A 12,362-nucleotide genomic window follows, 5' to 3' on the forward strand; every position below is an offset into this window, starting at 1 on the left:
CATGAAGACGCTCGGCCACTGGCTCGCCTCCCCGTGGCGGCGCTCGACCGCCGCGGCACTGGCGGGCGCCCTGCCCGTCCTGGCCTTCCCCGCCCCGTCGCTGTGGTGGTTCGCGTATGTCGCCCTGGTCCCCTGGCTGCTGCTGGCCCGCGGCGCGCCGACGGGGCGGCGGGCCGCGTACGACGGCTGGTGGGGCGGGTTCGGCTTCATGCTGGCGATGCACCACTGGCTGCTGCCGAACCTGCACGTGTTCACGTTCGTGCTCGCCGCGCTGCTCGGCACGCTGTGGGCGCCGTGGGGCCTCCTGGCACGCCGTCTGCTCGGCGGGCTGCCGTCCGGGCGGCGGGTCGGCGCGGCCCTTCTCGTGCTGCCGTCGGCCTGGCTCCTGGCGGAACTGGTCCGGTCCTGGGAGGGCCTCGGCGGGCCCTGGGGCATGCTGGGCGCGAGCCAGTGGCAGGTCGAGCAGGCGCTGCGGCTCGCCTCGGTCGGCGGGGTGTGGCTGCTCAGCTTCCTGGTGGTCGCCGTCAACGTCGCGGTGGCCGTCCTCGTCGCGGTGCGGCGGGCCCGGGTGCCCGCCGTGGCGGGCCTCGTCGCCACCGCCGCCGCCACGTCCGCCGCGTGGGTGTGGTCGCCGCGCCCCGACGTGGACGACCGGGTGCGGATCGCCGTCGTGCAGGCGGGCGTCGTCGCCGGACCGAACAGCGGTGACCGGCGCTTCGACCGCCAGGAGCGGTTCACGCGGCAACTGGCGGGCCGGGGCGTCGACCTGGTCGTGTGGGGCGAGAGCAGCGTCGGCTTCGACCTGCGCGAGCGGCCGGACCTCGCGGACCGGCTGGCGTCGATGTCCCGTGCCACGGGCGCCGAGATCCTGGTGAACGTGGACGCGCGGCGCTCCGACAAGCCCGGCATCTACAAGAGTTCGGTGCTGGTCGGCCCGGACGGCCCGACCGGCGACCGCTACGACAAGATGCGTCTCGTGCCGTTCGGCGAGTACGTCCCGGCCCGCTCCCTGCTGGGCTGGGCGACGTCCGTCGGGGAGGCGGCGGGCGAGGACCGCAGGCGCGGCACCGAGCAGGTCGTGATGGACGTCGGGGACGGGCTGCGGATCGGCCCGATGGTGTGCTTCGAGAGCGCGTTCCCCGACATGAGCCGTCACCTCGCGGGGGACGGCGCCGACGTGCTGCTCGCCCAGTCGTCCACGTCGACGTTCCAGCAGAGCTGGGCCCCGGGGCAGCACGCCTCGCTGGCGGCGCTGCGGGCCGCCGAGACGGGCCGCCCGATGGTGCACGCGACCCTGACGGGCGTCTCCGCGGTGTACGGCCCGGACGGCACCCGCGTCGGCCCCTGGCTCGGTACGGACACCGACGGCGCGCGGGTGTACGACGTTCCGCTGGCGCACGGGACGACGCCGTACGTCCGCCTCGGCGACTGGCCGGCGCACGCCGCGCTGCTGATCCTCGCCGCCTGGTGCGCGGCGGAGGGCGTGCGGGCCGTGCGGTTCAGGCGGCCCGCTCCTGGACCGCCCGCACCACCCGCTCGCACAGTTCGTGAGTCTCCAGCGCGTCCCGGGCGCTGAGCACCTTCCCCGCGCGCACCGCGTCCAGGAAGGCGAGCACGGCCTGTTCGATGCCGCGCTGGCGGGCCACCGGCACCCAGTCGCCGCGCCGTCGCACGCTCGGCTGGCCCTTGTGGTCGATCACCTCGGCGAGGTTGACGACCTGGCGCTTGGTGTCCTGCCCGGAGACCTCCAGGACCTCCTCGGCGGAGCCGCTGAGCCGGTTCATCACCCCGAGCGCGGTGAAGCCGTCCCCGGCGAGCTGGAGCACGACGTGGTGCAGCAGTCCGTCCCGGACGCGGGCGCGGACGGTCACGTCGTCGACGGGTCCCGGGGCGAGGAAGCGGAGCGTGTCGACGACGTGGACGAAGTCGTCGAGGATCATCGTGCGGGGTTCCTCGGGCAGCCCGATCCGGTTCTTCTGCAGGAGGATCAGCTCGCGCGGATGGTCGGCGCACTGGGCGTAGCCGGGGGCGAAGCGCCGGTTGAAGCCGACGGCCAGGCTCACCTCCCGCTCCTCGGCGAGCCCCACCAGCCGGGCGGACTCGGCGAGTTCGTAGGCGAGCGGCTTGTCGACGTAGGTCGGGACGCCCGCCTCCAGCAGCCGCGTGACGATCTCGGGGTGGACCGCGGTCGGGGCGTGCACGAACGCCGCGTCGAGGCCCTGGGCGAGCAGGGCGTCGAGGTCCGCGTGCCGCCGCTCGGGCGGCAGGTGGAGGCCGTCGGCGACCCGGGCGAGCGTCGCGGGCGTGCGGGTCTGCAGGTGCAGTTCGACGCCGGGCAGGAAGGCGAGGACGGGAAGGTAGGCCTTCTGCGCGATGTCGCCGAGTCCGATGCAGCCGACCTTCACGGGGTGTACTCCTCTAGCGGTTGCCTGCCGGGGTGGTCCTGGCGGAAGCATACGGCGGCCCTGGTGGCCGCCAGTCGGCGATCCCGTCGAAGCCCCGCAGGAACAGCGCCGGTGCGGCGGCCGACAGCGCGGTCAGCGCGGTGTCGCGGACGGCGGCGCCGACGCGGTTGGTCATCATGTTGAGCCGGGCGGCCCGGACGGCCCGGCCCGCGACAGCCGTCGTGCGGGGCAGCCGCGCGGCCGTGTAGGCGGCGAGGTCGTCCTGGTGGTGGGCGAGGACGATCGCGTCCTCGATCGCCTGGTTGCCGCCCTGGCCGAGGGTCGGCGGCATGGCGTGCGCGGCGTCGCCGAGGAGGGCGACCCGGCCGCGGTGGAAGGCGGGCAGGGGCCGGGCGATGTGGTGGACGTCGTGCCGCAGGACATCCTCGGGGCGGGCGGCGGCGAGCACGGAGGGGATCGGTTCGTGCCAGTCGCCGAAGCGGCGCAGCAGTTCGGCCTTCTCGTCGTCGGACGCGCGCTGCCCGGCGGGGCCGACGGCGGCGGCGTAGGCGTAGACCCGGCCGTCGCGGAGCGGGTGGGTGCCCCAGATGCGCCCCCGGCCCCAGGTCTCGTGCGAGGCGAACTCCACGCCGGGCAGCGGGATCACGACCCGCCAGGTGGTGAACCCGGCGTAGACGGCGCCGGGGTGGTCCGGGAAGAGGGCGTGCCGCACGGCGGAGCGGACGCCGTCGGCAGCCACCACGAGGTCGGCCTCCAGTGCGCCGTCGGGCAGGCTCACCCGGGCCGGGCGGCCCGCGTCGCCGGGGTCGGCGACGCCGGCGGGGGTGCCGGTGCGGACGGTGCCCGCCGGGAGGCAGGCGGCGAGCCGGTCGACGAGGGTGGCCCGGTGCAGCAGGACGAGCGGACCGCCGAAGCGTGCCTCGGCGTCGGCCGCGCGGGCGCGGGCGAGCCAGCGTCCGCCCGGGGTGCGCAGTCCGCCGTCGCCCTGCCAGGCGGCGAGTTCCCGGATCTCGTCGCCGAGGCCGACGACGTCGAGGGCGCGCAGCGAGTTGGGGGCCAGGGAGATGGCCGCGCCGACCGGCTCCAGCGACGGGGCCCGCTCCAGGACGGTGACCTGCCGGCCGCTCCGGTGCAGGGCGACCGCAGCGGTCAGGCCTCCGATTCCGCCACCGATCACCACGACCCTTCCGGACTGTGCCATGACTTCCTCCTCGTGCCGCCGCCACCTCGGATCGCGACTACATCTGTAGTGCGCCCAGGTTCCGACGGTACTACACCTGTAGTCGAGCGGGTAGGTTGACCTCCATGTCCGAACGCACCACCGGCACCTCGCGCGCCGACCTCGTCGCCGACGCCGCCCTCGCCCTGCTCGCCGAGCGCGGTATGCGCGGCCTCACTCACCGGGCCGTCGACGAGGCCGCCGGACTCCCCCGGGGCGCCACGTCGAACGTGGCGCGCACCCGCCAGGCGCTGCTGGAACTGGCGGTGCGGCGCCTCGCGGACCGGGAGGCGCGCGTCCTGGCGCTGGAGGAACTGCCCGATCCGCGCGCCGGACTGCCCGGCCTGGTGGACGCCCTGGCCCTGACCGCGCACCGCGCACTCACCCACAACCGGGACCTGACGCTGGCCCGCTACGAACTGGCCCTGGAGGCCACGCGCCGCCCCGAACTGCGGGCGTACTACGACGCGGCGGGCGCCCGTTTCCGCACCCGGCTGGCCGCCGTGGTGAGCGCGGCGGGCTCGCCCTGCCCGGAGCGGCACGTGCTGTCGCTGGTGGCCTGGGCGGACGGGCTGATGTTCTCCTGCGTGGCTGGGTCGTTCAGCGGCGAGGTGCCGACACCGGACGACTTGCGCGCGGGCCTGCGGGAGTTGCTGGCCGGGATGCTCGGAACGGAAAACCCACTGGAGACGCGCGACGCCCCTGAGTGAGGATGCGGGCATGACGACCGAGCGCCGCACCCCCTCCACCACCGCCGACGAACGCGCCATGCTGGAGGGCTGGCTCGACTTCCACCGGCAGACGCTGGCCCTGAAGTGCGAAGGGCTGAGCGACGCCCAGCTCAGGACCGCCTCGGCGGCGCCCTCGGAGCTGACCCTGATGGGGCTGGTCCGGCACATGGCGGAGGTGGAGCGCATCTGGTTCCGCAAGGTCCTCGTGGCCGACGACCCGGGTCCCCTCTACTACAGCGACGCCGACCCGGACGGTGAGTTCCACCTCACCGAAGCGGACACCTGGGAGGAGGCCCGCACCACCTGGCAGGCGGAGATCGACACCGCCCGCCGCAACGCCGCCGACTTCGGCCTGGACGACACCGCCCGGGGCCGCAGACACCTCACCGACGGTCCCATCAGCCTGCGCTGGATCTACACCCACATGATCGAGGAGTACGCCCGCCACAACGGCCACGCCGACCTGCTCCGCGAGCGCATCGACGGCGTCACGGGCGACTGACGTCACCCGCCGAAGCCGCACACCCCTCCGTACGGGGCCGGAGATCACCCGTGCGGGGCATACGGCCCCGGTCCGGTGCCCCAAGGGCCCGTCGAACCAGCAGAGTTGCGCCCGTGCATCGAACGACGACGACCGCGACGCTCCTGGTGACCGTGGCGGTCTCCGCCCTGGCCGGCTGTGTGACGGTCCCCCGCCCTCCCGTACCCGGGCCGTCCGCGGCCCCCGCCCCGCCGCCGGTCCCCCGCACGGACGGGCGGGCGGAGCCGCGGGTCGTGCAGGCCCCGGCGCGCGAGGCCCTGGAACGCGTCTCCCCCTCGCGCGAGGCGACACCGGCCGCGCGGCACCCGGCGCCACCGGCCCCGCCACGGGTCCCGCCGCGGAGCGAGCGGTGGGCGCAGGAGCCGCGCCCCGGGCCGCCGCACCCCGAGCCGCGCCGCCCGCGCGACCTGCCCGCCGTACCGGAGCGCATCCAGAAGGACGTCCGCGGCGACACCGACGTCTGCGCCCTGGGCAGGAAGTACGGCGGCTGGCGCCCGGACAGCCCCGAGGCGGTCATCTGCCGCCGGGCGCAGGGGCGTTGAGGGACGGCGCCGGCCAGGGCGGAAGACGCGGGCCGGTGGGAGAGTGCGAGCCGAGCGGGAGAGTGCGAGCCGAGCGGGAGAGCGCAGGCCGAGCGGACAGGGGTCGCGCTGCAGAGCCGTGGTGCCCGGTCACGGTCGCTGCCGCGGAGGTCGCCACCCCGGGCCCTCCCCCGAGCCGCCCCCCGGTCCGTTCTCCGGTCCGTTTTCCGGTCCCTCTCCCCGTCCGTCCCCCGCGCCGTCCTCCCGCAGCCGGGTCTCCAGGCGTCCGATCGCCGCCCGTACGCCGTTGCCGTAGCCGTCGTCGGCGAGGGAGTCGGAGGCGACGCGGGCGCGTCGCAGGTGTGTGCGGGCGGCGTCGCGGTGGCCGAGCTTGACGTAGTCGGCGGCGAGGTTCAGGTGCAGGGAGGGGTACAGGGCTCTGACGGCGAGGGTGCCCTCGTGGGCCGCGAGGCGGTCGTCGGTGAGTTCCTCGGCGGCCGACAGGGCCCGCAGGTCCCAGGCCAGTTCGTCCGCCGGGTCGTCCTGCGCGTCGGCCATGTAGTGGGCCAGCGTGCACCGGTGCAGCGGGTCGCCGTCCTCGCCGATCTCGGCCCACAGGCCCAGGTAACGCTCCCTGGCCTCCTCGCGGTCCCCGGCGTGATGCAGCATCACGACCTGGCCGATCCGCGTCATCACGGCATCCGGTGCCGCCTGCTCCTGTCGCTCCGCCACCGTGTCCTCCGCGCTCACCGACTGGTCGGTCCCGACGCTAACGGCAGGCACCGGGAATCGCGGTCAGGGCGCTCCGTACGGCGCGGGGGCGGCCCGGAGAAGGACCGGCCCCGCGCCGGGGGGTCAGCCGAGGTTCGGGATGCGCCAGTCGACCGGCTCGTGGCCCTGCTGGGCGATGGCCTCGTTGATCTGCGTGAACGGGCGGGAGCCGAAGAACTTCTTCGCCGACAGGGGCGAGGGGTGCGCGCCCTTCACCACCGCGTGCCGCGTGGCGTCGATCAGCGGGAGCTTCTTCTGGGCGTAGTTGCCCCACAGGACGAACACGGCCGGGTCGGGCCGCTCGGCCACCGCGCGGATCACCGCGTCGGTGAACCTCTCCCAGCCCTTGCCCTTGTGCGAGTTGGCCTCGCCGGCGCGGACCGTGAGCACCGCGTTGAGCAGCAGGACGCCCTGCTCGGCCCACGGCATCAAGTAGCCGTTGTCCGGGACCGGCGTGCCCAGTTCCGCGTGCATCTCCTTGTAGATGTTCCGCAGGGACGGCGGGACGCGCACGCCGGGGCGGACGGAGAAGCACAGGCCGTGGCCCTGGCCCTCACCGTGGTAGGGGTCCTGACCGAGGATCAGGACCTTCACCTTGTCGTACGGAGTGGCGTCCAGGGCCGCGAAGACCTCCTCGCGCGGCGGGTAGACGGGACCCTTCGCCCGCTCGTCCTCCACGAACTCGGTCAGCTCCTTGAAGTAGGGCTGCTGCAGTTCGTCACCCAGAACCCCGCGCCAGGACTCGGGCAGCATGGCGATGTCGGTCACGTCAACTTCCTTACGATGTGCGGTCACTTCGGGTTCAGAACCTACCGGCGCCCACTGACAACGGGCGCCGGTGACCGCACGGCCCGTGCGCTACCAGCTGGTCTTGCGGTGCAGCTCCCACATCATCATGATCGTCGAGGGGTCCATGGCCCGCTCCGCGCCGGAGATGTCCTCGCTGGCCCCCACGTACTGCCGACCCTGCCACAGCGGCAGCAGACGCGCGTCCTTGACGAGGACCTCCTGGGCCTCCTCGAACTGCTTCACCACGTTGCCGCGGTCGCTCTCCCGGCGCGAGCGGGGCAGCAGATCGCTGGTGATCTTGGGCGCCTCGTACGGCGTGCCGAGGGCGTTCTGCTCGCCGACGAACGGGGCGATGAAGTTGTCGGGGTCCGGGAAGTCCGGGGACCAGCCACGGCCGAACACCGGGTACTCGCCCTTCTGGTAGCCGGTCACGTAGGTCTTCCACGGGCGGCTCTTGAGGGTGATCTCGAAGAGGCCGGACTCCTCCAGCTGGCGCTTGAGCTCCTTGAACTCCAGGGCGGTCTCGGAGCCGTAGCGGTCCGTGGTGTACCAGAAGGTGAGCGGGACGGGCGTGGTGATGCCGGCGTCGGAGAGGATCTTGCGCGCCTTGTCCGCGTTCGGCTCGCCGAAGTCGTCGAAGTAGGCGGTGGTGTGGCCGGTGAGGCCCTTGGGCACCATCGAGTACAGCGGGACGACGGTGTCCTTGTAGACCTTGTGCGCGATGGCGGCGCGGTCGACGAGCTGGGCGACGGCCTGCCGGACGGGCTTCTTGTTCGCCATCGGGTCGTTCGGGTTGAACACCAGGTAGTTGATGTCGGTGCCCGAGCCCTCGACGATCTGGATCTCCTCCTGGGAGTTCTTGCTCTGGAGGGCGACGATGTCACCGGCGGCGAGACCGCGGTAGGTGATGTCGATCTTCTTGTCCCGCAGGGCCTTCACCATGCTGGCCGAGTCGCCGAAGTAGCGCACGGTCACCGCGTCGTTCTTGTGCTCCGCGAAGCCCTTGTAGCGGTCGTTCCTGGCGAGTTCGGCCTTCTTGCCGTCCTCGTAGGACTTGAGGGTGTACGGCCCGGAGCCGAGGACCTCGCCGTCCTTGCGCAGCGCGTCGGGCGGGTACTCCTCGGGGCTGACGATCGACATGGCGGGCGTGGCCAGCACGAACGGGAAGGTGGCGTCGGCCTTGTTGAGGTGGAACACCACCTCGCGGTCGCTCGGCGCCTGCACCCGGTCGAGGCTGCTGAGCAGACCGGCGGGGCCGCCGTTGACCTCGATCGTCCTGATCCGGTCGATGGAGTGCTTGACCGCGGCCGCGTCGAGCGGGTCGCCGTTGGAGAACGTCAGGCCCTGGCGCAGTTCGCAGCGGTAGACCTGGTTGGAGCTGTCGGTGAAGCCGCACTCCTCGGCCGCGTCGGGCTGGGGCGTCGTCGCACCGTCGGGATAGGCGAGCAGCGTCTGGTAGATGTTGCGGAAAAGCTCCCACGAGCTGTCCCACGAGGCGGCAGGATCCAGGGTGCTGGGGGCACTGGTGGTGCCCAGCACGATTGGCCCCTCGTCGTCCGGGGTATCGGAAGACAGGACACCGCACCCGGCCACCAGCGATGATATGGACGCGATGGCCGCCATCCGCCGCAGGCCTCGGTTCCGGTTGAACACGCGCACGCTCCTCGATCTGCCGTACCAAGGGTCGGCAGACGATACCGCAGCACCGGGCCGACCGGACCTCCCCGGGCGCTGTGACCTTGATCGACGCTCCGATGACTACGTTGTCACCCACCGCCGCGGCACCGCCGTGCCGGGACGGGCGCCCGTCATCCGTCGTACGGGCGCCCGTACCGCTGCCGTACGGGTCAGGCCACGCCGGCGTTCAGGAAGATGCCCCCGTCGACGACGAGCGTCTGTCCGGTGACCCAGTCCGACTGCTCCGAGGTGAGGAAGGCGGCGGCGCCGCCGATGTCGGAGGGCACGCCGAGCCGGCCGAGCGGGTAGCCCGCCGCGGCCTCCGCCTCCCGGCCCTCGTACAGGGCCTGCGCGAACTTGGTCTTGACGACGGCCGGGGCGATCGCGTTGACCCGCACCTTGGGCGCGAACTCGTGCGCCAGCTGCACGGTCAGGTTGATCATCGCGGCCTTGCTGACGCCGTACGCGCCGATGAACGGCGAGGGGGCGAGGCCCGCGACGGAGGCGATGTTGACGATCGCGCCGCCGTTGTCCTTCTGCCAGGCGTGCCAGGTGCGCTGGGCGAAGCCGAGCGCCGAGATCACGTTGGTCTCGAAGACCTTGCGGGCGACGTTCAGGTCGAGGTCGGCGATCGGCCCGAACACCGGGTTGGTACCGGCGTTGTTGATCAGGTGGTCGACGCGGCCGAAGGCCTCCATCGTGCGCTCGACGGCGGCGGCCTGGTGGGCCTCGTCGTGCGCCTTGCCGGCGACACCGATGGCCCGGTCGGCGCCGAGCTTCTCGACGGCCTCCTTGAGGCTGTCCTCGTTGCGTCCGGTGATGCAGACGCGGTCCCCGCGCGCGATCAGCGCCTCGGCGACGCCGTAGCCGATGCCGCGGCTGCCGCCGGTGATGAGGGCGACCTTGCCCGAGAGCTCCACGGAAGTCATGTTCAGTGCCCCTTAGTTGAGCGGTCCGCCGGCGACGTACAGCACCTGGCCGGAGACGAAGCCGGCCGCGTCGCCCGTGAAGAAGGCGATGGCGTTGGCGATGTCGTCCGGACGTCCGACGCGCTGCACCGGGATCTGCGTGGCGGCGGCGGCCTGGAACTCCTCGAAGCCCATGCCGACGCGCTCGGCGGTGGACTTGGTCATCTCGGTGACGATGAAGCCGGGGGCGACCGAGTTCGCGGTGACGCCGAACTTGCCGAGCTCCTTGGCGAGGGTCTTGGTGAAGCCCTGGAGACCGGCCTTGGCGGCGGAGTAGTTGACCTGGCCGCGGTTGCCGAGCGCGGAGGACGAGGACAGGTTGACGATGCGGCCGAAGCCGGCGTCGACCATGTGCTTCTGGCAGGCCTTCGACATCAGGAAGGCGCCGCGCAGGTGCACGTTCATGACCGTGTCCCAGTCGGAGGCGCTCATCTTGAACAGCAGGTTGTCGCGCAGGACGCCCGCGTTGTTGACGAGGATCGTCGGCGCGCCGAGCTCCTCGGCGACGCGTGCGACGGCGGCCTCGACCTGCGCCTCGTCGGAGACGTCGCAGCCGACGGCGATCGCCTTGCCGCCCGCGGCGGTGATCTTCTCGACGGTGTCCTTGCAGGCGGCCTCGTCGAGGTCGAGCACCGCGACCGCGCGGCCCTCTTCGGCCAGTCGTACGGCGGTGGCGGCGCCGATTCCGCGCGCGGCGCCGGTGACGATCGCGACCCGCTGCTCAGTGGTGGACATTGCTGCTTCTCCTCGCCCTAGGGATGCGGCTCTCGTGCGGCACGCCACGAATGGGTGAGCGACCGCTTAGTACCTTCAGCAGACGTGACGCTAGAAGCCCTGGCACGCGGTGTCAACGGCACATCGCGCGCGTGTGATCCATTACCTCACCAGCAGGTCGAGCAGCCGCTCCGCCTCGGCGGCCGGATCGGTGGTGAGCCCGGTGTGCACGGGGCCGGGCTGGACGACCGTGGAGCGGGGCGCGACGAGCCAGCGGAAGCGCCGTCCGGCGTCGTCCCGTGCCGCCTGTCCGGCGGCCTCGCCGCCCGCGCAGACGCCCTCGACGGCGCCCAGGGCGGCCCGGACGCCGGCCACGTCCGCGCCCGGGTCGAGGGCCAGCAGGCGGGCCTCGTCGAGGTGGGTGCGCGCGACGACGAAGGCCTTGGCGCGGCAGTACAGGAGCACTCCGGCGTTGATGAACTCGCCCCGTTCGACGCGCGGCACGGCCCGCAGCACGGCGTACTCGAAGACGTCCCGGCCGCCGCCCTGGCCCGCCCTGATGATGTGGCGCTCGGTCACTTGTCCCCCTTGATGCGCTGGTGGATGACGGCCGCGCGGGCGATCAGGGGCCGCGCGTGGGCCCGGCGGAGGTCGTCCGGGGTGTCGAAGCCCGGCTCGCCGGTCAGCCAGGCGTCCGGGATCTCGGCGGTGACCTCGGCGAGGAGGTCCTCGGTGACGAGGGGCGCGAGGTCGGCGGCGGCCGCGGCGACGTCGGGGCGGAAGGGCGCGAGGGCGTGCTCGGAGGCGTCGTAGGGGCGGGCCGCCGAGGCCTCGGCGCCGGGCCAGTTGTGGTGCCAGATCACGGTGGCGCCGTGGTCGATCAGCCACAGCTCGCCCCGGTGGACGAGGAGGTTGGGGTTGCGCCAGGAGCGGTCGACGTTGTTCACGAGCGCGTCGAACCAGACGAGCCGCCCGGCCTCCTCGGGGCTCACGCGGAACGCGAGCGGGTCGAAGCCGAGCGCGCCGGACAGGAAGTCCATGCCGAGGTTGGTGCCGCCGCTGGCCCTGATGAGGTCCTGCACCTGCTGCTCGGGCTCGCCGAGCCCCAGCACGGGATCGACGTGGACCGTCACGAGGCGCGGCATGCGGAAGCCGAGCCTGCGGGCGAGTTCGCCGCACAGGACCTCGGCGACGAGGGTCTTGCGGCCCTGCCCGGCGCCGGTGAACTTCAGGACGTACGTCCCGAGGTCGTCGGCCTCGACGAGCCCCGGCAGCGAACCGCCCTCCCGCAGGGGCGTGATGTAGCGGGTCGCGATGACTTCCTTGAGCATCGCCCCAGGTTACGGCTGAACGGCCGGGGAGCGCGGACCGTATGAGTGGGCGGATCGAGAGGCAGACCCAGAAGGCGGCGAAGGGAAACCCACCATGACCAGCGCATCGTCTCAGCCCGCTCAGGCCCGTCCCGCGCCGGGACCGGCCCGTCGGACCGTCGTGGCGGCCGTCGGGGCGGTGGGGGCGGCCGGGCTGGCCGCCGCGCTGACCGCGTGCGGCTCGGAGGACGACGCGTCCTCGGTCTCCTCGAACGGCGGGGCGTCGTCGGGCGGTTCGGGGTCGGGCGGTCCGGGCTCGGGCGACGCGGGCTCGGGCGACACGGGCGTCGAGCCGTCGGGCGGCACCGGCTCCGTGCTGGCGAAGACCTCCGACATCCCGGAGGGCGGCGGCAAGATCTTCAAGGAGCAGGGCGTGGTGGTCACGCAGCCGACCGCGGGCACGTTCAAGGCCTTCTCGGCGAAGTGCACGCATCAGGGCTGCGCGGTGGCGGGCGTGACCGACGGGGTGATCACCTGTCCGTGCCACAACAGCGCGTTCTCCGTCAGCGACGGCAGTGTGCGCAAGGGGCCCGCGACGAAGCCGCTCCCGGCTGCGCGGATCACCGTCGACGGCGACGCGATCACACTGGCCTGACCCACGACGGGCCCGTCGGCCGTTGCGCGCCGACGGGCGACGGCTCATCCTGGCCCGACGT

The 12,362-nt window shown here is 73.1% G+C and carries 14 protein-coding genes; 5 read left to right on the forward strand and 9 right to left on the reverse strand.

Translation table 11 applies throughout. The features are described 5' to 3' along the window. The first annotated feature begins 1 nt into the window (after position 1). Complete coding sequence (gene lnt, locus ACZ7D7_RS30130) at positions 2 to 1,576, forward strand: apolipoprotein N-acyltransferase (RefSeq protein WP_470828403.1); 1,575 nt, start codon at positions 2 to 4, stop codon at positions 1,574 to 1,576. Here the strand turns inward: lnt and ACZ7D7_RS30135 are convergent. After that, positions 1,500 to 2,405, reverse strand: a complete 906-nt coding sequence (locus ACZ7D7_RS30135) for a Gfo/Idh/MocA family protein (protein WP_470828405.1) — start codon at positions 2,403 to 2,405, stop codon at positions 1,500 to 1,502. The two genes, lnt and ACZ7D7_RS30135, sit on opposite strands and share 77 nt — an antisense overlap. A gap of 13 nt (positions 2,406 to 2,418) precedes the next feature. Further along, a complete protein-coding gene (locus ACZ7D7_RS30140; protein ID WP_470828406.1) occupies positions 2,419 to 3,606 on the reverse strand; it encodes an FAD-dependent monooxygenase in 1,188 nt (395 codons plus the stop codon). Between the two features lie 104 nt (positions 3,607 to 3,710). Between ACZ7D7_RS30140 and ACZ7D7_RS30145 the strand changes: the two genes are divergently transcribed. The 3 genes from ACZ7D7_RS30145 (at position 3,711) to ACZ7D7_RS30155 (ending at position 5,438) form a co-directional block, all read left to right on the forward strand. After that, complete coding sequence (locus ACZ7D7_RS30145; protein ID WP_470828408.1) at positions 3,711 to 4,334, forward strand: TetR/AcrR family transcriptional regulator; 624 nt, start codon at positions 3,711 to 3,713, stop codon at positions 4,332 to 4,334. A gap of 10 nt (positions 4,335 to 4,344) precedes the next feature. Beyond that, positions 4,345 to 4,857: a DinB family protein gene (locus tag ACZ7D7_RS30150; protein ID WP_470828410.1), complete on the forward strand. Its 513-nt coding sequence runs from the start codon at positions 4,345 to 4,347 to the stop codon at positions 4,855 to 4,857. A 113-nt stretch (positions 4,858 to 4,970) separates the two neighbouring features. Further along, positions 4,971 to 5,438 (forward strand): hypothetical protein, encoded by a 468-nt coding sequence (locus ACZ7D7_RS30155; protein WP_470828412.1) that lies wholly within the window; start codon positions 4,971 to 4,973, stop codon positions 5,436 to 5,438. Positions 5,439 to 5,567: 129 nt separating this feature from the next. On the opposite strand, the gene ACZ7D7_RS30160 is transcribed toward ACZ7D7_RS30155, so the two are convergent. From ACZ7D7_RS30160 to ACZ7D7_RS30190, 7 genes are all read right to left on the reverse strand, one after another. Then, on the reverse strand, positions 5,568 to 6,149 hold the full coding sequence (locus ACZ7D7_RS30160; protein ID WP_470828413.1) for a hypothetical protein: 582 nt from the start codon (positions 6,147 to 6,149) through the stop codon (positions 5,568 to 5,570). A gap of 123 nt (positions 6,150 to 6,272) precedes the next feature. Further along, complete coding sequence (gene ung / locus ACZ7D7_RS30165) at positions 6,273 to 6,956, reverse strand: uracil-DNA glycosylase (protein WP_470828415.1); 684 nt, start codon at positions 6,954 to 6,956, stop codon at positions 6,273 to 6,275. A 90-nt stretch (positions 6,957 to 7,046) separates the two neighbouring features. Further along, positions 7,047 to 8,630, reverse strand: a complete 1,584-nt coding sequence (locus ACZ7D7_RS30170; protein WP_470828417.1) for an ABC transporter substrate-binding protein — start codon at positions 8,628 to 8,630, stop codon at positions 7,047 to 7,049. Positions 8,631 to 8,824: 194 nt separating this feature from the next. Next, positions 8,825 to 9,583 carry an SDR family oxidoreductase gene (locus ACZ7D7_RS30175; RefSeq protein WP_470828418.1) on the reverse strand — a complete coding sequence of 253 codons (759 nt, stop codon included), beginning with the start codon at positions 9,581 to 9,583 and terminating at the stop codon, positions 8,825 to 8,827. A gap of 12 nt (positions 9,584 to 9,595) precedes the next feature. Beyond that, positions 9,596 to 10,357, reverse strand: coding sequence for a 3-oxoacyl-ACP reductase FabG (gene fabG / locus ACZ7D7_RS30180; protein ID WP_470828419.1), 762 nt, complete (start codon positions 10,355 to 10,357; stop codon positions 9,596 to 9,598). Positions 10,358 to 10,498: 141 nt separating this feature from the next. Beyond that, positions 10,499 to 10,915 (reverse strand): DUF3037 domain-containing protein, encoded by a 417-nt coding sequence (locus ACZ7D7_RS30185; RefSeq protein ID WP_470828421.1) that lies wholly within the window; start codon positions 10,913 to 10,915, stop codon positions 10,499 to 10,501. Continuing rightward, positions 10,912 to 11,667, reverse strand: a complete 756-nt coding sequence (locus ACZ7D7_RS30190; protein ID WP_470828422.1) for a HipA family kinase — start codon at positions 11,665 to 11,667, stop codon at positions 10,912 to 10,914. The genes ACZ7D7_RS30185 and ACZ7D7_RS30190 overlap by 4 nt, the downstream gene beginning before the upstream one ends. A 94-nt stretch (positions 11,668 to 11,761) precedes the next feature. Here ACZ7D7_RS30190 and ACZ7D7_RS30195 point away from each other — a divergent pair, with 94 nt between their 5' ends. Beyond that, on the forward strand, positions 11,762 to 12,301 hold the full coding sequence (locus tag ACZ7D7_RS30195) for a Rieske (2Fe-2S) protein (protein WP_470828423.1): 540 nt from the start codon (positions 11,762 to 11,764) through the stop codon (positions 12,299 to 12,301). The last annotated feature ends 61 nt before the right edge of the window (positions 12,302 to 12,362 follow it).

The sequence above is a fragment of the Streptomyces sp. NPDC037054 genome (assembly GCF_055606745.1).

Bases quoted from the DNA above. Each gene is read 5' to 3' on its own strand.
- lnt (WP_470828403.1), top strand. From the start codon at position 2: ATGAAGACGCTCGGCCACTGGCTCGCCTCCCCGTGGCGGCGCTCGACC.
- ACZ7D7_RS30195 (WP_470828423.1), top strand. From the start codon at position 11,762: ATGACCAGCGCATCGTCTCAGCCCGCTCAGGCCCGTCCCGCGCCGGGA.
- ACZ7D7_RS30175 (WP_470828418.1), bottom strand. From the start codon at position 9,583: ATGACTTCCGTGGAGCTCTCGGGCAAGGTCGCCCTCATCACCGGCGGC.
- ACZ7D7_RS30190 (WP_470828422.1), bottom strand. From the start codon at position 11,667: ATGCTCAAGGAAGTCATCGCGACCCGCTACATCACGCCCCTGCGGGAG.
- fabG (WP_470828419.1), bottom strand. From the start codon at position 10,357: ATGTCCACCACTGAGCAGCGGGTCGCGATCGTCACCGGCGCCGCGCGC.
- ACZ7D7_RS30140 (WP_470828406.1), bottom strand. From the start codon at position 3,606: ATGGCACAGTCCGGAAGGGTCGTGGTGATCGGTGGCGGAATCGGAGGC.
- ACZ7D7_RS30145 (WP_470828408.1), top strand. From the start codon at position 3,711: ATGTCCGAACGCACCACCGGCACCTCGCGCGCCGACCTCGTCGCCGAC.
- ACZ7D7_RS30150 (WP_470828410.1), top strand. From the start codon at position 4,345: ATGACGACCGAGCGCCGCACCCCCTCCACCACCGCCGACGAACGCGCC.